The 20,159-nt window shown below is 70.3% G+C and carries 21 protein-coding genes; 11 read left to right on the plus strand and 10 right to left on the minus strand.

Annotation, left to right across the window (positions count from 1 at the left end):
* Nucleotides 1–38: 38 nt before the first annotated feature.
* Nucleotides 39–662 (minus strand): DUF6542 domain-containing protein, encoded by a 624-nt coding sequence (locus AB0I73_RS26565; RefSeq protein ID WP_363041340.1) that lies wholly within the window; start codon nucleotides 660–662, stop codon nucleotides 39–41.
* A gap of 182 nt (nucleotides 663–844) precedes the next feature.
* On the opposite strand from AB0I73_RS26565, the gene ychF reads away from it, so the two are divergent.
* The 3 genes from ychF (at nucleotide 845) to AB0I73_RS26580 (ending at nucleotide 2,665) form a co-directional block, all read left to right on the plus strand.
* Entirely contained in the window at nucleotides 845–1,933 is a 1,089-nt protein-coding gene (gene ychF / locus AB0I73_RS26570) for a redox-regulated ATPase YchF (protein ID WP_363041342.1), read from the plus strand.
* A 196-nt stretch (nucleotides 1,934–2,129) separates the two neighbouring features.
* Nucleotides 2,130–2,414 carry a type II toxin-antitoxin system prevent-host-death family antitoxin gene (locus tag AB0I73_RS26575; protein WP_111005329.1) on the plus strand — a complete coding sequence of 95 codons (285 nt, stop codon included), beginning with the start codon at nucleotides 2,130–2,132 and terminating at the stop codon, nucleotides 2,412–2,414.
* Entirely contained in the window at nucleotides 2,411–2,665 is a 255-nt protein-coding gene (locus AB0I73_RS26580) for a Txe/YoeB family addiction module toxin (RefSeq protein WP_363041344.1), read from the plus strand. Before AB0I73_RS26575 ends, AB0I73_RS26580 begins: the two co-directional genes overlap by 4 nt.
* Before the next feature lie 498 nt (nucleotides 2,666–3,163).
* Here AB0I73_RS26580 and AB0I73_RS26585 read toward each other — a convergent pair whose 3' ends face one another.
* Complete coding sequence (locus AB0I73_RS26585) at nucleotides 3,164–3,352, minus strand: hypothetical protein (RefSeq protein ID WP_363041346.1); 189 nt, start codon at nucleotides 3,350–3,352, stop codon at nucleotides 3,164–3,166.
* Between the two features lie 54 nt (nucleotides 3,353–3,406).
* Nucleotides 3,407–3,667: a hypothetical protein gene (locus AB0I73_RS26590; RefSeq protein ID WP_363041348.1), complete on the minus strand. Its 261-nt coding sequence runs from the start codon at nucleotides 3,665–3,667 to the stop codon at nucleotides 3,407–3,409.
* 569 nt (nucleotides 3,668–4,236) lie between these two features.
* On the opposite strand from AB0I73_RS26590, the gene AB0I73_RS26595 reads away from it, so the two are divergent.
* The 3 genes from AB0I73_RS26595 (at nucleotide 4,237) to AB0I73_RS26605 (ending at nucleotide 7,368) form a co-directional block, all read left to right on the plus strand.
* The gene (locus AB0I73_RS26595) at nucleotides 4,237–6,327 is read left to right on the plus strand and encodes a carbon starvation CstA family protein (protein ID WP_363041350.1); all 2,091 of its coding nucleotides are present in this window, start codon (nucleotides 4,237–4,239) and stop codon (nucleotides 6,325–6,327) included.
* 26 nt (nucleotides 6,328–6,353) lie between these two features.
* Nucleotides 6,354–6,563 (plus strand): CstA-like transporter-associated (seleno)protein, encoded by a 210-nt coding sequence (locus AB0I73_RS26600; protein ID WP_363041398.1) that lies wholly within the window; start codon nucleotides 6,354–6,356, stop codon nucleotides 6,561–6,563.
* Between the two features lie 337 nt (nucleotides 6,564–6,900).
* Entirely contained in the window at nucleotides 6,901–7,368 is a 468-nt protein-coding gene (locus AB0I73_RS26605) for a hypothetical protein (RefSeq protein ID WP_363041352.1), read from the plus strand.
* Nucleotides 7,369–7,565: 197 nt separating this feature from the next.
* On the opposite strand, the gene AB0I73_RS26610 is transcribed toward AB0I73_RS26605, so the two are convergent.
* The 4 genes from AB0I73_RS26610 to AB0I73_RS26625 are packed head-to-tail and all read right to left on the minus strand — an operon-like array spanning nucleotide 7,566 to nucleotide 10,227.
* Complete coding sequence (locus AB0I73_RS26610; protein WP_363041354.1) at nucleotides 7,566–8,402, minus strand: GvpL/GvpF family gas vesicle protein; 837 nt, start codon at nucleotides 8,400–8,402, stop codon at nucleotides 7,566–7,568.
* Nucleotides 8,399–8,713, minus strand: coding sequence for a gas vesicle protein K (locus tag AB0I73_RS26615; protein WP_109376805.1), 315 nt, complete (start codon nucleotides 8,711–8,713; stop codon nucleotides 8,399–8,401). The genes AB0I73_RS26610 and AB0I73_RS26615 overlap by 4 nt, the downstream gene beginning before the upstream one ends.
* A 37-nt stretch (nucleotides 8,714–8,750) precedes the next feature.
* Entirely contained in the window at nucleotides 8,751–9,683 is a 933-nt protein-coding gene (locus tag AB0I73_RS26620) for a gas vesicle protein (protein ID WP_363041356.1), read from the minus strand.
* On the minus strand, nucleotides 9,673–10,227 hold the full coding sequence (locus AB0I73_RS26625) for a gas vesicle protein (protein WP_363041358.1): 555 nt from the start codon (nucleotides 10,225–10,227) through the stop codon (nucleotides 9,673–9,675). Before AB0I73_RS26625 ends, AB0I73_RS26620 begins: the two co-directional genes overlap by 11 nt.
* Before the next feature lie 168 nt (nucleotides 10,228–10,395).
* On the opposite strand from AB0I73_RS26625, the gene AB0I73_RS26630 reads away from it, so the two are divergent.
* From AB0I73_RS26630 to AB0I73_RS26640, 3 genes are all read left to right on the plus strand, one after another.
* Nucleotides 10,396–12,576 (plus strand): DEAD/DEAH box helicase, encoded by a 2,181-nt coding sequence (locus tag AB0I73_RS26630; protein ID WP_363041360.1) that lies wholly within the window; start codon nucleotides 10,396–10,398, stop codon nucleotides 12,574–12,576.
* A gap of 133 nt (nucleotides 12,577–12,709) precedes the next feature.
* Nucleotides 12,710–13,894 (plus strand): hypothetical protein, encoded by a 1,185-nt coding sequence (locus AB0I73_RS26635; protein ID WP_363041362.1) that lies wholly within the window; start codon nucleotides 12,710–12,712, stop codon nucleotides 13,892–13,894.
* A 113-nt stretch (nucleotides 13,895–14,007) separates the two neighbouring features.
* Nucleotides 14,008–14,973: a LysR family transcriptional regulator gene (locus AB0I73_RS26640; protein ID WP_363041364.1), complete on the plus strand. Its 966-nt coding sequence runs from the start codon at nucleotides 14,008–14,010 to the stop codon at nucleotides 14,971–14,973.
* Nucleotides 14,974–15,176: 203 nt separating this feature from the next.
* Here AB0I73_RS26640 and AB0I73_RS26645 read toward each other — a convergent pair whose 3' ends face one another.
* Complete coding sequence (locus AB0I73_RS26645) at nucleotides 15,177–16,448, minus strand: MFS transporter (protein ID WP_363041366.1); 1,272 nt, start codon at nucleotides 16,446–16,448, stop codon at nucleotides 15,177–15,179.
* The gene (locus tag AB0I73_RS26650) at nucleotides 16,445–17,071 is read right to left on the minus strand and encodes an isochorismatase family cysteine hydrolase (RefSeq protein WP_363041400.1); all 627 of its coding nucleotides are present in this window, start codon (nucleotides 17,069–17,071) and stop codon (nucleotides 16,445–16,447) included. The genes AB0I73_RS26645 and AB0I73_RS26650 overlap by 4 nt, the downstream gene beginning before the upstream one ends.
* Nucleotides 17,072–17,388: 317 nt before the next feature.
* On the opposite strand from AB0I73_RS26650, the gene AB0I73_RS26655 reads away from it, so the two are divergent.
* Nucleotides 17,389–18,519: an FUSC family protein gene (locus AB0I73_RS26655; protein WP_363041367.1), complete on the plus strand. Its 1,131-nt coding sequence runs from the start codon at nucleotides 17,389–17,391 to the stop codon at nucleotides 18,517–18,519.
* A 64-nt stretch (nucleotides 18,520–18,583) separates the two neighbouring features.
* On the opposite strand, the gene AB0I73_RS26660 is transcribed toward AB0I73_RS26655, so the two are convergent.
* Nucleotides 18,584–18,910: a plasmid stabilization protein gene (locus tag AB0I73_RS26660; RefSeq protein ID WP_109376812.1), complete on the minus strand. Its 327-nt coding sequence runs from the start codon at nucleotides 18,908–18,910 to the stop codon at nucleotides 18,584–18,586.
* Nucleotides 18,911–19,140: 230 nt separating this feature from the next.
* On the opposite strand from AB0I73_RS26660, the gene AB0I73_RS26665 reads away from it, so the two are divergent.
* Nucleotides 19,141–20,121 (plus strand): SDR family oxidoreductase, encoded by a 981-nt coding sequence (locus AB0I73_RS26665; RefSeq protein WP_363041370.1) that lies wholly within the window; start codon nucleotides 19,141–19,143, stop codon nucleotides 20,119–20,121.
* Nucleotides 20,122–20,159 lie beyond the last annotated feature (38 nt).

The raw sequence follows: 20,159 nt of genomic DNA on the forward strand, positions 1-20,159 counted from the left end.
GGATCGGGCCCGGGGTCGGCTCCGGGCCCGGGAGCCGCTCAGGCCCGGAGACGGCTCCGGGCGGCGGCAGCCCGGCGGTTGAGCACGCGGATCGTGCGCATCCTCCGGCCGAGCACGATCGCACCGGCGACGAGGGTGCCCCCGTACAGCCACCCGGCCTGGGTGGCGAGGCCGGTCACCATGCCCATCAGCCAGCCGCCGCTCCCGCCGTCGTCGACCAGGGGGAGCAGCCCCAGAGCGAAGGCGATCGGGACGATCACGGGCGCGGTGAGCAGGTCCCCTTCGCGCACCCACAGCGCCGTCAGCACACACACCGGCAGGAACAGGGCGCCGTACACGGTCTGGACCGACCCGAACAGCAGCGCGACGAGGAATCCGAGCGTCAGCATCACGAACCCGCAGAACAGGCCTCCGCCCAGCCCGGTGAGCCGGGGGTTCGGCAGATGCCGGGCGGCAGGGGGAGCGGGCCGCCGCGCCCGGGCCGGCCGGTCCGGCACCTGCCGGTCCGGCACCTGCCGGTCCGGTGCCGGGCGGGCGGCGGGACGGGCGGACCGCGCGACCCCGCCCCCGGGTGCCCGCCCCGCCTGCGGGGGCAGCGGCGGCCGGGGCGGCCTGTCGCGTCGCGGTCCGTACCGGGCGGGTCGCGTCCTGTGTTGCTCCACTGGACCAACTTAGGTCTGTTTATGTGCTGAATAGCCCGTCAGACACGCCGGGAAGCGGAGACCGTCCAGACGTTCGACGGATCGCCGGAGCGGGGCGGGCACGCCGTAGACTGGTGGATCGGCCCACGCAGCCCAGTCGGCGGGGCCCCAGTCCCCCAACCTCACGTACGGGAAGTCGCAACGTGTCGCTCACGATCGGAATCGTCGGCCTGCCGAATGTCGGCAAGTCGACCCTGTTCAACGCCCTGACCAAGAACGACGTGCTGGCGGCCAACTACCCGTTCGCCACCATCGAGCCGAACGTCGGCGTGGTCGGCGTCCCCGACGCCCGCCTGACGAAGCTCGCGGAGATCTTCGGCTCCCAGCGGATCCTCCCGGCGACGGTCGACTTCGTCGACATCGCGGGCATCGTGCGCGGCGCCAGCGAGGGCGAGGGGCTCGGCAACAAGTTCCTGGCGAACATCCGCGAGTCCGACGCGATCTGCCAGGTCATCCGCGCCTTCAAGGACGAGAACGTCGTTCACGTCGACGGCAAGGTCTCGCCGAAGGACGACATCGAGACGATCAACACCGAGCTGATCCTCGCCGACCTGCAGACCATCGAGAAGGTCCTGCCGCGCCTGCAGAAGGAGTCGCGGGTCAAGAAGGACGTCGGGCCCAAGGTCAAGGCGGTCGAGGAGGCCAAGGAGATCCTGGAGAAGGGCGACACGCTCTTCGCGCACGGCATCCTCCAGGGCAGTGAGCGCGCCGAGCTCCTGCACGACCTGCACCTGCTCACCACCAAGCCCTTCCTCTACGTCTTCAACGTCGACGAGGACGAGCTGGTCGACGAGGACTTCAAGAACGAGCAGCGCGCCCTGGTCGCACCCGCCGAGGCGATCTTCCTCAACGCCAAGCTGGAGGCGGACCTCGCCGAGCTGGACGAGGCGGACGCGATGGAGCTGCTGGAGTCGGTCGGCGCCGAGGAACCCGGCCTCGCCACCCTCGCCCGCGTCGGCTTCAACACCCTCGGCCTGCAGACGTACCTCACGGCCGGCCCGAAGGAGTCCCGCGCCTGGACCATCAAGCGCGGCGCCACCGCCCCCGAGGCCGCCGGAGTCATCCACACCGACTTCCAGAAGGGCTTCATCAAGGCGGAGGTCATCTCCTTCGCCGACCTCGTCGAAACCGGCTCGGTCACCGAGGCCCGCGCCAAGGGCAAGGCCCGCATGGAGGGCAAGGACTACGTCATGCGCGACGGCGACGTGGTGGAGTTCCGCTTCAACGTGTGAGCAGTTCGTCACTGTAAGTCAAGGGCTTCGTCAAGTCCGTAGGCGGCAAGGGGTTGGCCTTTCCGGGGGTCGACCCCTTGTCGTTGCCCGCGCCGGGGTGTCGCTGGGGTGTCTGCTCCTTCGTCGGGTGTCTGCTCTGGCCATGAGCAGTGAGAGTGGTACGTTATTCGGTACCACTGTCGGAAAGGGTGAGGTCATGTCCATAACTGCGAGCGAAGCCCGCAAGGCTCTCTTTCCGCTGATCAAGAAGGTCAACGACAACCACGAGGCCATCGAGATCGTTTCCAAGCACGGCAACGCCGTGCTCGTCTCGGCCGAGGACTATGCGGCACTGCGCGAGGGCTCGTACCTGCTGCGCTCGCCGGCGAACGCTCGCCGGTTGCTCAAGGCGTACGAGAACGCCCTGGCCAACATCAACGTGTCAGAGCGAGAGCTGATCGACCCCGACTCGCCGGATGCGGCCAGTGAGGGTGCTGAGTGAGGCTCGTCTTCGAAGACCAGGGCTGGGAGGACTACACGTCCTGGCTCAAGAACGACCGCAAGATGCTCGTTCGGATCAACAAGCTCATCGAGGACGTCAAACGTGACCCCTTCACTGGAATCGGTAAGCCCGAGCCGCTCAAGTACCACTTGCCAGGTGCTTGGTCGCGGCGGATCGACGACGAGCATCGCCTGGTCTATCTGGTCACGGACAAGGAGATCGTGATCCTCGCGGCCCGCTATCACTACTGAATTCTCGGTTGTCTTCACAGAGCCGGTCCCCCCCAGTCGGGACGGAACAGGTGACGTCGGTGCGGGCGCGGCTGGTCGGCACCGGCACGCGTCAAGGGCCGGGTGGCCCCTGCCGCTGTCCCTGGTCGGTGCACCCCTCGGAGAGCACGACCGGGCCTCGGCCAAGGCTCTGTTTGCCCGGACGGGTATCCCGGTCTGCCTCTTGGGGTGCTCCGCCGGCCATCCCGTACAGGTGGTGAAACTGGCACGTACCGCCTGCCGGGCCAAGGGCTGGAGTTCAAGCAAGCCTGTCCCCGCACCACGACACCCCCGGTTCAGTGGACGGAGATCGAACGCAGGCAACTCGCAAGCAGTCGGCTGTTCGTCGCCGTGCCTCAGGTTCGCGGCCTCCTGAGGCTCGGGAGTGTGAGCCCGAGAGGGGCACACGGGGTGTCGATCCGACGGGAGGCCGTCGTGGGCTGGGAGGTTGCTCGCGGCGGCCTCGGTCGCAGGAAGTGGCTACGGCGTGGGGATGATGCCTCCGTCCAGCGCCCCGTGGCGGATGCGCCGAGTGAGCTCGAGCTGATCGCGCAACAAGCGCTCGTGTTCGTCCAACTGGGCCATCGTGCCGGCGATCGCTTGCTGGGTTGCAAGGTCGGGCAGCATCACAGGCAGATCGCCGAGAACGCCGAGGGAGATGATTTTCATCTGATTCCTTTCGTGGATACCCCCGGCTTCAGCCGGGGGTATCCACGAAAGGAATCAGATGAACGCGACACGCGTCCCGGTGCCATCGTCGCCTTCGTTCCGGCGGAATTCGTGCTCGCCGTAGTCATGAACGCCGACGACACCAGGGTGGGCGATCAAGGCGAGGACCCTGGCTTCTCTCCGGAAGCGTGTGACGAAAGCGTCGTCGCCGAGCCGTGAGGGAAGCAGGATCTTGACGGCGACCTGCCGCTCGAGGACTCGGTCCTCGGCGCGCCAGACCTCGCCCATGGCGCCGCTGCCGACCCGCTCGGCCAACGCGTATCGGCCACTCAGTACCGTCTCCGGACCCCACATGTCCGGTTCCCCTGTCACGTAGAGGGTTGTTGGCGTCCGGCCGGGGTCCGGGTGCCGGAGAGGCCCGGGCGCCCAGCAGCTCACGGGTTCGTTTCACCAACCGGCTTGATATGTGGAGCAATTGACCCGCGAGACCCTACCAGGCTCAAGATCAGGCTTTTGCGAGGCGGGCTTTCCCGGAGCTGATCGGAAGCGCGGACCGCGGACCGTCCGCTGCATACGGGGAAAAGTGTGAGATGCGGGCACATTGTTGATGTCGAAACTACTGATGTTTAAATTCTTCAGCGCGGAACATATCTTCCGTGATGGCGGACATGACACAGCTGGGTGTCGTGTCCGATGTCGCCAGGCGCGCCGTCCGGCGGGCCACGTGCCGTCCGACCGCCGCCGGGCTCCGTCCGTGGCCGGACGGCTGCCTGATGTCGGCGCACAGGTGGGAGACGACTCCCTGAGGAGCCGCGGCACCTGCCCGCCGGCTTGCTACGAGAGAAGCAGGAAACATAACAGTGCGCAGATTCAATCCCGTCCAAGTGGCGATCTGGACGGCCGTCGCCGCGCTCGGCGCAACGGGCTGGTCCGTGCTCGCGCTCTCCCGGGGTGAGAAGGTTTCCGCGATCTGGATCGTGGCTGCCGCGATCGGCTCGTACCTGATCGCCCAGCGCTTCTACGCCCGGTTCATCGCGCGCAAGGTGCTCAAGGTCGATGACCGGCGCGCCACCCCGGCCGAGCGGTTCAACGACGGCGTCGACTATCACCCGACCGACAAACGTGTCCTCTTCGGCCACCACTTCGCGGCCATCGCGGGCGCGGGTCCCCTGGTCGGTCCCGTGCTCGCCGCGCAGATGGGTTATCTGCCGGGCACTGTCTGGATCATCGTCGGTGTGATCTTCGCGGGCGCGGTCCAGGACATGGTGGTCCTGTTCTTCTCGATGCGCCGCAACGGCAAGTCGCTCGGGCAGATGGCCCGCGAGGAGATCGGCCGGGTCGGTGGCATCGCGGCGCTGATCTCGGTCTTCGCCATCATGATCATCATTCTGGCCGTACTCGCGATGATCGTGGTCAATGCCCTCGCCGAGTCCGCGTGGGGCACCTTCTCGATCGCGATGACCATTCCGATCGCCCTGTTCATGGGTTGCTACTTGCGCTATCTGCGGCCGGGCAGGGTCACCGAGGTAAGCCTGATCGGCTTCGTCCTGCTGATCGCGGCCATCCTCGGTGGCAACTGGGTCTCCGATTCCTCGTTCGCCGACGCCTTCGTCCTGTCGCCCACGACGCTGGCGTTCTGCCTGGTGGTCTACGGCTTCGTGGCCTCAGTCCTGCCCGTGTGGCTGCTGCTCGCACCGCGCGATTACCTCTCCACCTTCATGAAGGTCGGGGTGATCGTGCTGCTCGCGGTCGGTGTCCTGTTCGCGATGCCGGATCTCACGGTCGACCCGATCTCCAGCTTCGCCCGCGAGGGCAACGGGCCGGTGTTCGCCGGCGGGCTCTTCCCCTTCGCCTTCATCACCATCGCGTGTGGCGCCCTCTCCGGCTTCCACGCGCTGATCTCCTCGGGCACCACCCCGAAGATGATCGAGAAGGAGTCGCACGTCCCCCTCATCGGCTACGGCTCGATGCTGATGGAGTCTTTCGTCGCGATCATGGCCTTGGTGGCCGCGTGCATCCTCGACCCAGGCCTGTACTACGCGATGAACGCCCCGGCAGGAGTCCTCGGTGACAGCCTGCAGTCCGCGTCCGACGCGGTCGCCGGCTTCGGTTTCCACATCACCCCCGAGACCTTGCGGCAGATGGCGGACTCGGTCGGTGAGGAGTCGCTCGTCGCCCGTACCGGCGGCGCGCCGACGCTCGCGGTCGGCATCGCGGTGATCCTCTCGGACGCCTTCGGCAGCGACGGCATGATGTCCTTCTGGTACCACTTCGCCATCATGTTCGAGGCGTTGTTCATCCTCACCGCCGTGGACGCCGGTACGCGCGTGGGCCGCTTCATGCTCCAGGACACGCTCGGCAACGTCGCACCGCGGTTCAGGGACAAGGACTGGCGGCCCGGCGTCTGGATCACGTCGGCCGTGGTCGTCCTCGCCTGGGGCTACTTCCTCTGGGTCGGCGTCACCGATCCGCTCGGCGGCATCAACCAGCTCTTCCCGCTCTTCGGCACGGCCAACCAGTTGCTCGCCTCCATCGCCCTGGCCATCTCCACCACCCTTCTGATCAAGTCGGGCCGTCTCAAGTGGGCCTGGGTGACCGGGGTTCCGCTGGCCTGGGCGCTCGCGATCACCATGACCGCCTCGTGGCAGAAGGTGTTCTCCGACAATCCGGCGATCGGCTTCTTCGCGCAGCGCGCCAAGTACCAGGACGCGCTCGACCAGGGCACCGTCCTGGCCCCCGCCAAGTCCCTGGACGACATGGCGACCGTCGTCACCAACTCGACGGTCACCGGCACCCTGTCGGTGGTGTTCGCGGTGTTGACCATCGTCGTGGTGTTCGCCTGCGCCCGGACCGCGGTCAAGGCGATACGCAACGGTGGCTCGCTGCCGCTCGCGGAGTCCGAGTACGTCGAGTCCCGGATTCCGTCACGACGAGAGCCCGAGGCCGCCGACGTGGTGTCGGCGGGCACCCGGTGACGGCGCCCGGTGGCGCCCCGCACATCATGGTGCGGGGCGGCGTCCTCGAACGCGCGCGCCGCGGTGCGGCATGGGTCCGCTGGTACGTGGGGGAGCTCAACGGCGAGCACGCGTACGGCCGTTACGTGGAGCATGCTCGGGCATCGGGCCGACCGGTGCTCAGCCGCCAGGAGTTCGAACGTGACCGCCTCGACCGCAGGGGCCGTGACCCCCGCGAGGGCGGACGATGCTGCTGACGAACGCGGCGCCGGTACCTGAGGCCACGGGGGGCCGACGCCGCGCGCTGGACGCGCGGAGCACCGCGGTGGCACGGGCGGGCGATGCCTGCTTCCGTCCGGGGCCCGCAGCGGACCGGCTACGAGGGCGTGGCTGACGGCACCGTGGGATTGGTCGTGTCGAACCAGACAAGGTCCTCGGCCGCCGAGAGAAGGAAGCAGCCGTAGTCCGAGCCGCCGCTGATCTCGCTGTCGAACAGCGGCGGCTCGCCGGCCTGCCGGAGGACGCGCCGCCCCCGGGCCGACCGGCGAGTTCGGGAGTTCCGGGGACGCCGGAACCGTCTGACGCGGCGAGGTGGTGGCCGTCGCCCGGGACGGCGTGCGGCAGGTGACGCAGAGCGAACCGTGGTACGACCCTCAGATGATCGCCGTCCTCTGCGTCTACCTGGGCTACCTGGCGATCCTGGGGGTGCTTGTCGGCCTTGCCCACCTGCTCCGTCCGCAGCGTTGTGGCGGCGCTCTGTGGTGGTGGTTCGTCCTTCCGCCGGTGGTGACCGGGGCGGGTGTCGCTCTGTCGGCCCGGGCGATCGGGGTCGGCGTCATCGGCCTCTGGTCCTTTGTTTCTGACAGGGAAGAGGTCGGGGGGTTCGGACATGCCTGGCTGACGGCGACGGAGGGGATGTGGATGTCCCGGCTGTCCTCGAGGGCCGGACCGTGGCGGGCCCACACGCGCCGGTTGTTGTCGGCGATGGAGATGAGCGCGTCGGCGTCGCTGCCGAGGAAGAGCGGCCCGCCGGTCCGCAGACAGTCCGCAGGGCACTCGTAGAAACCCGTCGGAGGCCAACGCAACCAAACGATGAAATACCTGGTCAGAGGCTCGAATGAGGCTCCGTCGCAGGTCAGGATCGGCCCTCAGGCGTTCCGCTTCGACGTGTGAGTGGGCGCAGCATCGCCATGTCGGTGCCTGGCGGGCGGGAACGTAGGACGCCGAGTGCTGGCGGTGATCAGTTCGTTCACGGACGCTCAAGGGGCCGTTTCCGCCGCCTGTGCGCGGTGCCGGGCGTCGATGAAGGAGTACGGGGGCCAGGGGCCCAGGAAGCGGATGCGGACGGCGGGCCGACGGGCCCGCAGTTCGGCCAGCACGGTGCCGACGGTGTCGATGTCCTCCTGTCCGACGAGCAGGGCGGCGCACAGGACGTCCGTCTCGTCCGCGGCACGGTGGGTGGGGCCGCGGTCGCGGTAGTCCTCGGCGACGGACAGCAGACGGTGCCTGGTCTCGGCGTGCAGGGTGTCGGCGAGCCGTCCGGCCGCGTTGCGGGCCCGGTGCTCCCGCTGCTTGGCCATCAGCCTGCGCATGCCGGGCGACAGACCGTCCGGCCGGCCCTCGGGCGCGTCCTCTCCCGCTTCGTCCGTGGTGACGGCCGTGCGGTCCACGGTGATGTCGACCCGCAGTTCGCACCGGCCGGCCAGTTCCTCCAACCGGCCCGCGATGTCCGCCGCCTGCTCGGTGATCCACTCGGTCAGGCGCCGTTCGGCGCTCCGCCCGGCCGCGGGCCGCCCCTCGACCGGCGGCTCCTCGGCGACCAGGACGTTGAAGGTCATCGGCAGGACGCTGCCGGTGCGTTCCCACACGGTGTGCACCGCTCGGCTCTGTTCCTCCACCCAGCGGCGCACCTGTTCGTCGCTGCCCTGGAGAGGAGCCGGCGGAGCGTCGTGCACCAGTGCCGCGACGGAGGTGCCGGGAACGCGCACCAGCCGCAGCGGGTGGCCGTCGATCCCGGTGACGCCGTCGGCTGTGTCCTGGCAGTCCCGCCGGTCCCGGAGCAGCGCGTACACGTACAGCGCCGTGCGCTCGGTCATCCGTCTGCCTCCTCCGCCCAGCGCTGCGGGTTGATCAGCTTGTCCACGACGTCGTCGACCACCTCGTCCAGCCCCCTGTGCAGGTCGGCGACCGAGGAGACGATGCCGTGGTCCTCCTTGATCTGCTCCAGCGCCTCGTCCAGTTCCAGCAGGGCGTTCGCCAGGCGTTCGGCCTCCTGCGGAGTCAGGTCGTGGCCGTTCATGCGGCGCAACGCCTGGCGGTCCAGCGCCTCCTGGATGACCTCCACCAAGGTGACCACCAAGGACAGCACCCCGTGTTTGAGGCTCTTCTCGTCGACGGTCAACGGCATGTCGGTTCTCCCTCCTCCTGCTGTCGTGCTCGCCCGCTCATCCGGTCGCCGCCACGGGCCCCGTCGCGCGCAGCCGTTCCGCCCAGGCCGCCGGATCGTCCGCGGCCAGCCTCACCTCGTCGCCCGTGGCGGTGTGCAGCGCGAGGACGCCGCCCTCCCCGGCAGGGCTGTACGCGGGCACCCGTCGCACCGCGGTGATGTCCGCCGTGGACAGCGCGAGCGCCGGCCGGGAATCCACGGGAGACTTCCAGATCAGCCTGTCGGCGGTCAGCCGCCCCTGACCGCCGCGCCACAACGGCCCGCCCCGGCGCGGTTCGTGGTACCACAGGTGCCCCTCGACGAAGGGCGGATCCTCTTCGACGGGGGGCGTGAACGGGAGGGCGGCCACCGGGCGGCCCGCGCACGCCTCGGTGAGGAGGGCGTGCAGTTCTCCGGGCTCCCGGGCCGAGAGGCGTTCCCGACCGCCGTCGGCCAGGGCGACGTCCAGGCGCAGCCGTTCCTCGCCCCCGACCGTCCTCTCCGGTTCGAGACGCACGGCGGTGACGGCGTCGAGTCCGGTCTCCCACAGGATCTCCCGCGGTTCGTCCCGCAGGACGACGAGGCGCCGGTCGGTGAGGTAGACGGTGCCGGGCCGCCATCCGTGGTAGAGGCCCTCCGTCAGGAGGTGGCCGCCGCTCATCCGGCAGACGATGTTCTCGTCCTCCCCCAGGTCGAGGGCACGGCGGGCGACGGACCGCTCGGCCCAGGCGCGGGTGTCCTCGTCCCAGTGGCGCATCATCCCGTACTCCAGCATCGTCTCCATTCCGGCGACGGCCGCCCGGACGGAGACGCCGATCAGCGGGATGTCGGCCACGGCGACGATCAGGTCGAGGTGCAGGACCGCGCCCTTGTTCAACAGGACTTCCAGCAGGTCGTCCAGGGTGACCCGAGGGTCCCGGGTGGGGCGCATCGGTGTCAGGTCAGCCGTCACGCCGTTCCGCCTCGCCCTCGCCCTCGCCCTCGTCGTCGTCGGTGGCGGTGGACTCCTCCCGGCGCTCGGACACCGCCGCCGGGAGTGTGTGCCCGGAGCGGCTCCGCACCTGGGCCTGTGCGCTGCGCCACCCGCACCAGGGGCACCACTCGTCCAGCAGTTGCTCGACCGGGGCGCGCTTGCCGCAGGCCGGGCAGGTCTCCTTCTCCTCGCGTGTACGGCGCCACGCGGCGGTCTCCGTGTCCGTGCCGGACGGGAACTCCAGCCCGTAGCGGGCAGCCGTCTCGAAAGAGGCCAGCGCCGCGCGCAGACGGATGCCCAGCAGTTCCACCCCGGCCACCGAGACCATGATGTCGGCGTTGAGCACGAGGCCCTTGTCCAGCAGGGTTTCCACCACGTGAGCGAGGCTGCCGTCGCCGTCCCGCCGGGGCCGCATCGGGGACGGGCCCGCACCCGGAACCCCACCCTGGGACGGGTCGCGCCACGAGACCGTGGACGGGGACCTGCTGTCGCTCGGGGCGGTCCTCTCGGGATAGTTGCTCATTCCGCGCGTTTGTCCGCTCTCCCGTCACTTACACACCCGGCACGCACACCCGGACCCGGGGCCGAGAGCGCGTGCGGTCGGGGCGGTCCGCAGCGCACCGCGGACGTCCGGCGGGGCCCGGTGCGGGCGGTGGGAGGATGCGGGGAGGACGAGGGAGGGGCGGGAAGCGTGGGACGGGGTGAACGGGACACGGTCGCGAGGGGAGCGCGACTGTACGAGGCGGCGCAGGCGGTGGTCGGCGACCACGGCAGGGCCGTCGAGGCGGTACGGGCGGCACTGGAGCCGATCCACGACGCGGCGGTGCGGCGGGAACTCGACGCCATCCCCGTCGCCCGGCTGCAGGACGTCACCGAAGGGCGGCTCCGGCTGGGGGGCGTCGAGAAGAGCGGACTGCGCACGGTGGGCAGTGTGCTCGAAGCGGGCCCCTACCGGTTGCGGCAGATTCCCGGTGTCGGGCAGCGCACCGTCGACCAGATGCTCGCCGCCGCCCGCCGGCTGTCCGAGGCCGCGCACGAGACCGTGGCCGTCCACATCGACGTGGACCGGCCGGAACCGGGCACCACCGCGCTCGTCAGGGCCCTGCACGTACTGGTGGAGGCCGGACCGGACGCCCGGCGCGCCGTCGACAGGGCCGCCGCACTGTCGGAGCGGCTCGGTCCGTTGCTGGCCGACGCCAGGCCCGCCGCCGGGCGTTTTCGGATGCTCATGGCGGGCCGGGAGAAGAGGGCTCGTGCGCTGGCCGCGGTCACCGGGATCCGGGTGCTGGTGGACGAGGAGGAGCAGGCGGGCCTGCCCGGACTGCTCGCCCAGGCTTCGGTGGACCTGCTGCGGGGCCCCTCGTCCGACGTCGCGGCCTGGGTGGACTTCGAGCTCCGCTCGGCCGAGTACTACAGCCTGCTCGCCGAGATCTCCGGGCGGCTGCCCGACGCGGCCGCCGCCGAGGGGTTCCTGCCCGACGAGATCGCCGAGCGGGTACGGACCCAGCATCTCGACGACTCCCACCGGCGGGTCTCCCTGCGCGGTTACCAGGCGTTCGGCGCGCGGTTCGCCCTCGCGCAGCGCAAGGTGATACTCGGCGACGAGATGGGGCTCGGCAAGACCATCCAGGCGATCGCCGTGCTGGCGCATCTGGCCGCCGAGGGACAGAGCCACTTCATGGTCGTCTGCCCGGCGAGCGTCCTCGTGAACTGGACCCGGGAGATCGAGACCCGCAGCGCACTGCGCGCCACGGTGCTCCACGGCCCCGACCGGCACGACGCGTTCGCCGACTGGAAGGGGCGGGGCGGGGTCGGGGTGACCACGTTCGACGCGCTGCGGGGATTTCCCGCGCCGGGAGGCGGCGAGGTCGGACTGATCGTGGTCGACGAGGCGCACTGCGTGAAGAACCCGAAGGCCAAGCGGTCCCAGGCGGTCGCCCTGTGGGCGGAGCACTGCGAGCGCGTCCTCTTCATGACCGGAACCCCGATGGAGAACAGGGTCGCGGAGTTCCGCAACCTGGTCCGGATGCTCGACCACGGTGTAGCGGAATCCCTGGGCGAGGGGGACGCGCCGGCCGGATCGGTCGCCTTCCGCAAGGCCGTCGCCCCGGTCTACCTGCGGCGCAACCAGGAGGACGTGCTGACGGAACTGCCGAGCCTCCAGCAGACCGACGAGTGGGAGGAGCTGAGCGCCTCGGACGAGGAGGCGTACCGGGAGGCCGTGCGCGCCGGCAACTTCATGGCGATGCGCAGGGCCGCGTACCTGCGCCCCGGGAAGTCGGCCAAGCTGGACCGGCTCCGGGAGATCGTCCAGGAGGCCGGCGAGAACGGGCAGAAGACGGTGGTCTTCTCCTACTTCAAGGACGTCCTGGGCGTGGTGGGGGAGGCACTCGACGCAGGAGCCGCCGGCGGCACCGCGGTGTTCGGCCCGCTCACCGGAGGCGTCCCGGCCGGACGACGGCAGCGGATCGTCGACGACTTCTCCGGTGCCCCGGGCCCCGCGGTGCTCCTGGCGCAGATCCAGGCCGCGGGCGTCGGCCTCAACATGCAGGCCGCCTCGGTCGTCATCATCTGCGAACCCCAGATCAAGCCGACCCTCGAGCACCAGGCGGTGGCCCGGGCCCACCGCATGGGCCAGGTCAGGCCGGTCTGCGTGCACCGCCTCCTCGCCACCGGGGGAGTGGACGAACGCATGGTGAGGATGCTGGAGGACAAGACCCGCCTGTTCGACGCCTACGCCCGCCGCAGCGCCGTGGCCGAAGCCTCCCCGGACGCGGTCGACGTCTCGGACACCGAGTTGGCGCGCCGGATCGTCGAGGAGGAACAGGCACGCCTGGGCATGGCCGACGAGCGGCCCGCGGTACCCGAATGAGAGACGGGGCGAGCGGCGGATCAGCGGACCGGTCGCCGACGGGCCCTCCACTGCCTGAGACCGTCGTTGATCAAGTCCATCGTCCGAGGGACACTGTGCCCGTCCAAGGGTGCGGGGTGCCGGGGGTGGGTCGGTGAGGACGGCGGGGGCGGGCCCGGTGTTCCGGTGGGTGCTGCTTCTGGGGCTGCTGCTGGTGGGGGCCGGGGCCTACGTGTCCGAGACGGCGACCGAGATCGAGCTGGTCGAGCTGGCGGTGCTGGAGGAGCAGTCCGACGGTCGGTGCGTGGTCGCGTGGGACGATCCCTGGGCCGGCCCACGGGAGGGGGAGTACCTCTGCGACCCCGGACGCGATCCGTCGCTGCTCGGCCCTCCGGCCCGAGGGGACGGCCCTGAGGGATGGGGCACGGGCTGGATCGAGGTGGAGGGCCCGAACCGCGGGGATCTCACCTCGGTGGAGACGTGGAACGACCGGATGGCCCTCTCCGACGCGTTGCTCCTGCTCGGTCTGCTGCCGGTGCTGGTGGGCCTGGTGGGCGGGGGTGCCCGCCTGGTGCAGCGGGAGAGGGCGCGAAGGGCGGTCGGGGCGGGGCCGATGCTGCCCTGGTACACGGTGGGGAGGCGGGTGGGGGGCGCGGCCCTCCTGATCGTCGCGCTCTTCCTGGGGCTTCTCGGCCACGACTTGTTCACCGGCATTCCGGAGGATGTCGCCCGCCACCGGGCCTACCGGGCCGCTGTTCCCTGCTCGTCGGCCGCGCCGTACGAGAAGGGGGAGGAGTGCCTGCGCGCGGTGGACTTCCAAGTGGAGGACGTGGTGACGGTGACGCACGCGAAGGGTTCGGACGATCACGAGCTGACCCTGGCCGGCTCCGGCCGCTGGGACGGAACGGTCCGGATGCGAGGCGAGAAGCCGCTCTTCCACCGGCTGGAGCGGGGGGACCGGGTCACCGGAACCGTCTGGCGCGGCGAGGTGGTGGCCGTCGCCCGGGGCGACGTGCGGCAGGTGACGCAGAACGAACCGCTGTACCAGCCTCAGTTGACCGCCGCCGTCAGCGTCTACCTGGGCTACCTGGCGGTCCTGGGGGTGCTCGCCGGCCTCGCCCACCTGCTTCGCCCGCAGCGTCATGGCAGCGCTCTGTGGTACTGGTTCGTTCTTCCGCTGGTGGTGACCGGGGCGGGGGTCGCTCTGGCGGCCTGGGCGATCGGGGCCGCGGGCGACCGGCCGGTGTTCCCCCTGGCCCTGGGCACGGCCGTGGTGCTGCTGTTGCAGGCAGGGCCGGTTGCGGTGCTGTCCCACCGGGCGAGGCGTGCGTGGGGGTGAGGAACGGGGCGGCGAGCGGCCCGCGGTCGTGTGGTCCGTAGCAGGTCACAAGGGCTCCGGGAGGCAGTAGGGTCCGTCTCATCCAGTTCGCTCGTGACCGAGACGGGGCATTCGTGGACCTTGAGGCCCTTCACTCCTTCCTCGCGGTGGCCAGGCACCGGAGCATCTCCAAGGCCGCCGCCGCCCTCTACGTCACCCAGCCGACCATGAGCCAGCGGCTGCGCAGGCTGGAGGAGAGCCTCGGCTTCGCGCTGTTCGAACGCGGCTGGACCGGTGTGGTGCTCACCCCCCAGGGGTCCTACTTCCTGCCCTACGCCGCCCAGCTCATCCGGGACCTGTCGAACGCCTCGGCGGTCCTCGGCGACAAGGACCCGGCCAAGCCGCGGAGCTTTGCCGAAGTGGCCGGCCATCCGCACCGGGTCATGTTCGGCGTGGACAACTGGCTGTCCGAGCGCTCCGTACGAGCCGTGGTGAGCAGCGCGCTCGGTGACTACGGAGCCGGCGAGTTCCGGGTCACCAGCCGACCCGCCACCACCCTCATCGACCTGCTGGAACTCAACCAGCTCGACGCCGGGCTCTTCTACTCCACGGAGTCCGACCACCCGTTCGGCACCGAGGTCATCGGCACCGAGGACATGGCGCTGGTCCATCCGCCGGGGACCGTCCTGGAGGAGATCAGTGCCCTCGCCCTGAAGGACCTTCTCTCCCGTTACCGGTTCGTCCTGTTCGACAACCCCGTGCTGACCCACCACGCGCGGATCACCACCACGCTGATCGAGACGTACGAGATCTCCCGGTTCCACGTGGTGGACGACTACCGGACCATGCACGCACTCATCCGGCTGGGCGAGTGCATCACGGTCGTCCCGGCCGGAGTGGTCCTCACCGACGGGGAACGGTGCGCCGCGGACCTCCCCGCGACCCCGCTGCCCGGACTGCTGCCGGAGATCAACGTCACCGTGGGCATCAGTGACGCGGGACGGGACCACGGGGTGACCGAGGCGTTCGCACGGTCGATCGCGGGGTTCCTGGCCGAAACGGACGCCGAGGCGGACGCCGAGGCGCCCGGAGCCGGATGACCGTGCGCTCACACGCGGGTCACCCGGTCCGGGCGGCGGGGTCTGGACGGTGGGCGGGCGCCAGGGCTTCTTCGGTGGAGCAGGTCGCAGGGAATCGACGGTGCCTCGTCAGTGCCGGTGAGCGGGGGCGATGGAGGCCCCTCCCGCTCATGGGGGAGGGCGTGCCGGCCTCCGTGTCCGGGGCATGATCCGCCGGGCGGGCGCTATGCGCCCGCGGGGGCCGTGGCAACCGGGTCGGTGCTGCCGGTGCGGCCGGCCTTCTTCGGTGCCGTCTCCTGGAGGAAGGACGCGGCGACCACGCAGAGCAGCAGTCCGCCCAGCGCCAGGTAGAGGACGGTGTGGATGCCGTGGTTCTGGGCCAGGTATCCGGCGACGGACGGGGCCACCCCGCCGCCGAAGATCTCCGCGACGCCCATGACGGTGCCCGCGGCGGCGCCCATCAGGCCGGCCGGGACGGACTCCACGGTCACGGTTCCGGCGAGCAGGGCCAGGCAGCCGTTGGCGCCGAAGGCGATGAAGAACAGCAGCAGGAACAGCAGTGGCACCACCGGCCCCTGCAGGATGAAGCCGACCAGCATGGCCATCGCCATCAGCAGGGAGACGACGACCACGGGCTTGCGGCCGAACCGGTCGGACAGCCCGGGGATGACCAGCTGCCCCGCGAAGGCGCCGAAACCGATGCCGGAGGCGATGACGCCCATCTGGGTGGTTCCGATGCCCTGGTGGTCGACCAGGTAGCTCGGCACCATCGCGCTCAGCACGAAGATGCAGGTCATCGCGCCGCACAGCGCCAGTATGGCCAGCCGGATGTTCCGGTAGCGGAAGACGTCCAGCCAGCGGGTCCGCTCCTGGGGAGAGACGGGGGCGACGGCGGACTCGAAGGTCGGCAGCTGGTGCGGCTCGCGGATGGTCCGGAAGACGAAGTAGGCCAGCACCAGGCCGGGCAGCAGCATGATGGCGAAGACCCAGTGCCAGCTCGGCAGGATCCTCAGCAACTGGGTGGCGATGATGGGCCCCAGGCCGACCCCGAACAGGGCGAAGGTGCTCTGCTGGATGCCCATGTTCAACCCGCGCCGCCCGGGCCGCGACGCCTCCGCCGTGGCGGCCACCGCGGTCGGGGAGAACGCCCCCTCGGTGATGCCCATGACGACCCGCACCAGGAGCAGGCTGACGAGCCCGCCGACCATGCCGGTCAGCAGCGAGCAGACCGAGAAGAACACGATCGAACCGACCAGGACCTTGCGCCGTCCCAGCCGGTCGGAGAGACCGCCCATGAGGAGGGAGGAACAACCCCAGGCCAGACCGAGGACGCCGATGATGTTGCCCAGGTCCTGATAGTCGAGCCCGAGTTCCTTCATCATCGAGGGGAAGAGCGGGCTGATGATCCAGCGGTCCAGGCCGACGAGACCGAATCCCAGGGACAGCAGCAGAACAGCCGAGCGCTCATAGCGGACGTCGTACTCTTTTGTCGTCATGCCGCTCTTCCTTCTCTGCTTTCGCTTTCACGGATTTCCGTGACCAGCTCTCCGCTGTCGAGGACCCGGCCGAAGAACGTGCCCATGGTTTCCTCCGTCGCCTTCTGTGTCGCGTCGCTGCGCGCTCCGGTGGCGTCGGCGACGAAAGCCACCTTGAAGTCGCGCATGTACGCGCCGCGCGCGGTGGAATCGCAGCAGACCTCGGTGAGGGTGCCGATGATGATCACCGTGTCCACCTGGCGCAGGCCCGAGATGCCGGCCAGTACGCTTTCCAGCCGCGTGTTGTGGAAGGCGTCGTAGCGGTGCTTCTGGACGACGACGTCCTCGGGCTCCGGTGCGAGGGCGTCGACGACCTGCGCGCCGAACGTGCCGCCGCGCATGCCCGCGGTCAGCAGCGCCGGGTTGTAGGTGGATTCCAGCGGCGACACGTCGAACGTGTCGAGCAGAATGTGCTGGGTGTAAATCACCGGAATGCCGGCCTCTCGGCATCCGGTAATCACCTTCTGCATCTCCGGTATCCTCCGGCGTGCCATCGGCACTTCCATCGGATACCCCTCCAGAATGAAATCGTTCTGCATGTCGATCACGAGCAGTGCCGTATTCTTCGGCTGTACGCGCCACATCGCGTTCAACGGATGAACTCCTCTTGCGCGGAGAAATGCGGAAGGCCTGGATCCCGGCCCGGATGATTGAGGCATGAGCCTAGCCGCGAAGAGTGTTTCCCCGGATATAGGAATTCTTTATACCGTCCCGGCCGGCCGGGTGCGCGTGTCCCGGGCCGCGCCGGGGTACTCGCGCCGGGGCGAAGGGACGGGGTGTTTCCGGCGCCCCGGCCGCGCCATGGAGGCGGCCGGGGGGACCGGACGTGGAACAGGAGGGAGAGCGGTTGGCAGCGTGGCTTCGAAGGGTGCCTCGCACGCTGGGGTGGGAGCTTGCGGCGGTGGGCCGTAGCGCACGCTCCGCGCTGAGGCGTCCGGGCCCCGAACGGGACACCATGGTGCAGTCGCTCAAGGCCGCCGGCGCGGCGATCGCCGCCTGGGCGCTGACCGGGTGGTGGCTCGAAGCGCCGATGGCCCTGCTGGCACCCTGGACCGCCATCGTGCTGGTGGCGAGCACCGTCTACCGGTCGGTGCACTCGGGGGTGCAGCAGTTCGCCGTCATCGTGGTGGGCACGCTGTGGGCTTCGGCGGCGTTGGCCGTCGCCGGGAATTCCACCCTGGTCGCGATGGCCCTCACCCTGCCGCCCCTGGTGTTGATCGGCAACTACCGCCGACTGGGCAGCCAGGGCATCTACGGCGCCACCACGGCTCTGTTCGTCATCACCTACGGCGCGTCCGCAGCGGGAGACGTGGGCCACCGGCTGCTCGAGACGCTGATCGGAGCCGTGGTCGGTGTCGCGGTCAACGCGTTCGTACTGCCGCCGGTGCATCTGCGCAGTGTGCGGGAGAACCTTCACGCGCTGGTCCACCACAGTGGGGAGCTCCTGGCCTCGGTGGCCGAGGGGCTCCGTGAGGAAGACGGGCTTTCGGACGCCGCGCAGTGGCACGACCGCGCCCGGCGGCTGAGTGGGACGGTGCAGGCCCTGGCCGATGCCAGGGGGTGGACCTCGGAGAGCTACCGGTTCAACCCCGGGTGGCGGATGCGCCGCAACGGTCCCGCGCTGCCCCCGGTCGAAGCGGACGTGGCCTGGGAGCGGGTCAGCGGTCATCTCGTCGCCATCACCCGCACCCTCGACGGCGCGGCCGGCGACGAGCCGCGCCTCGTGGCCCCCTCCTCCGCTTACCTGGCCCGCTGTGCCGAAGTGCTGGGGCAGGCGGCGACCGCGTGTCGCGTGGACGCGGAGGTCCTGGAGAAGGCCGGACGGTCCCTCTCCGCATCCCAGCGGGACCGGCGGGAGGCCGCACTGGGAGAAGCGCTGAGCGCCCACGACGCACTGACCGCGGACATCCGGCGGGAAGAAGGGGCGGCGGTCGCCACGGGCGGCGAACTCGTCGTCGAGACCCACCAGCTCCTCTGCGAACTGGCGAACGCGGCTGAACGCCGGCGCCGCGCGCCCGCACCGGAGTGGTAGAGGCGGGCGCGGGGCGCCGGCAGGGCCGCGGGGCGGCCCTGCCGGTCCGTTCCGGCGTGGGCGGTCAGCGCCCGACGGCCTTGCGCAGTTGTTGCTTGTTCATGGACGAACGGCCTTCGATGTTCTTCTTCTTCGCCTCTTCGTAGAGCTGATCCTTCGTGGGGCCCTGCGCACCCCTGTGGGAACGCTCTCCGCCACGCTGCGAGGCGGACTTCGGGTCCTGTGTGGAGGTCTTGCTCGAGGTCTTGGCCTCACCCGAACGCGCACGCTCCTTGTTCACCGTGCGTGCGGCGATCTCCTTCGCACGCTCCTCCGACCTGCCGCGCTCCTCGGCGCTCTCCTTGATGTGCTCGTACTGCCGCTCTCGTTTGGCGCTCGATCCGGACGGCATGACGCGTCTCCTCCGTCTCGCGTGTCTCACACGGATGTCACAGGCACTGGCGCTCTGCGGGTACCCGCAACCAGCGGCATGCCACACCACGCTGCCGCACCGCACAGCGCTGCTCCACCGCGTCGTGCCGCAGGCGTTAACCGCGCACGACATGGGCACTCGTCCGCGAGGCACCCCGATCCGCAACGCCAGGAGGCCGCGCGGGCCGAGCACCGTACAAGGAGGCCGTGATGTCACCTCTGACCGCCGCCCCGTCCATCCGGGGACTGTCAGCCGTGGTGACCGGCGGCTCGCGGGGACTGGGGCTGCTCCTCGCGGACGAGCTGGCCGCTCGGCACTGCGCCGTGACGATGATCGCCCGGGACGGCGATGAGCTGACCCTGGCGGCGGAACTGCTCCGCCGGCGCCGCGGGGCACGCATCCGTACAGCGGTGTGCGACGTGCGGGACCGTGCGGCCGTGCGGGACGCGCTCGGCGAGGCCGCCCGGGACTGCGGAGGCGTCGACCTGGTGATCGCCAACGCGGGGATCATCCAGGTGGCACCCGTGGAGGCCCTCGGCGCCGAGGAGTTCCGGTCCGCGATGGACACGATCTTCTACGGCGCGTTGCACACGTCGCTGGAGGCGCTGCCGTATCTGCGGAGGAGCCCGGCCGGCGGCCGGCTCGCGCTGATCGGTTCGGTCGGCGGGCTGCTCGCCGCCCCGCACCTGCTGCCGTACTCCTGCGCCAAGTCCGCCGTGGGAACGCTGGCGGAAGGGCTTTATGCCGAAGCCGCCCGCGACGGCGTCACCGTCACCGCCGTGCATCCGGGCCTCATGCGCACCGGTTCGCACCTGCACGCCGTTTTCGGGGGCGAGCAGGAGAAGGAGTTCGCCTGGTTCTCGACGCTGGCGGGCATGCCGTTGGTGTCCATGGACGCAGGCCGTGCGGCGAAGGCCATCGTCCGCGGCATCCAGCGGCGGCGTACGCGCCTCGTGCTCACGCCCGCCGCCCGCGCGGCCGGCCTCGCGCACGGTGTGGCGCCGGCGCTCACCACCCGGGCCACCGCCCTGGCCGCCCGCATGCTGCCGTCTGCCGGAGGCGGCCCGCGAGGGCTCCGGAGGGGTGCCGAGGTCGGGCCGCCGTCCCATCCGGTGGCGCGCAAGGTCCGCGCGTGGGGCAGCGCGCTCAACGACCGCGCGTCGAGGGCGTACAACCAGCGTTCCGTGTGACGGCCGAGCGCGAGGCGGACAGAACGCGACGTGGACAG

The sequence above is a fragment of the Streptomyces sp. NPDC050388 genome (assembly GCF_040655635.1).
Taxonomy (GTDB): domain Bacteria; phylum Actinomycetota; class Actinomycetes; order Streptomycetales; family Streptomycetaceae; genus Streptomyces.

Bases quoted from the DNA above. Each gene is read 5' to 3' on its own strand.
- AB0I73_RS26575 (WP_111005329.1), top strand. From the start codon at position 2,130: ATGTCCATAACTGCGAGCGAAGCCCGCAAGGCTCTCTTTCCGCTGATC.
- AB0I73_RS26585 (WP_363041346.1), bottom strand. From the start codon at position 3,352: ATGAAAATCATCTCCCTCGGCGTTCTCGGCGATCTGCCTGTGATGCTG.
- AB0I73_RS26600 (WP_363041398.1), top strand. From the start codon at position 6,354: ATGGTGCGGGGCGGCGTCCTCGAACGCGCGCGCCGCGGTGCGGCATGG.
- AB0I73_RS26610 (WP_363041354.1), bottom strand. From the start codon at position 8,402: ATGACCGAGCGCACGGCGCTGTACGTGTACGCGCTGCTCCGGGACCGG.
- AB0I73_RS26615 (WP_109376805.1), bottom strand. From the start codon at position 8,713: ATGCCGTTGACCGTCGACGAGAAGAGCCTCAAACACGGGGTGCTGTCC.
- AB0I73_RS26625 (WP_363041358.1), bottom strand. From the start codon at position 10,227: ATGAGCAACTATCCCGAGAGGACCGCCCCGAGCGACAGCAGGTCCCCG.
- AB0I73_RS26645 (WP_363041366.1), bottom strand. From the start codon at position 16,448: ATGACGACAAAAGAGTACGACGTCCGCTATGAGCGCTCGGCTGTTCTG.
- AB0I73_RS26650 (WP_363041400.1), bottom strand. From the start codon at position 17,071: ATGTGGCGCGTACAGCCGAAGAATACGGCACTGCTCGTGATCGACATG.
- AB0I73_RS26660 (WP_109376812.1), bottom strand. From the start codon at position 18,910: ATGCCGTCCGGATCGAGCGCCAAACGAGAGCGGCAGTACGAGCACATC.
- AB0I73_RS26665 (WP_363041370.1), top strand. From the start codon at position 19,141: ATGTCACCTCTGACCGCCGCCCCGTCCATCCGGGGACTGTCAGCCGTG.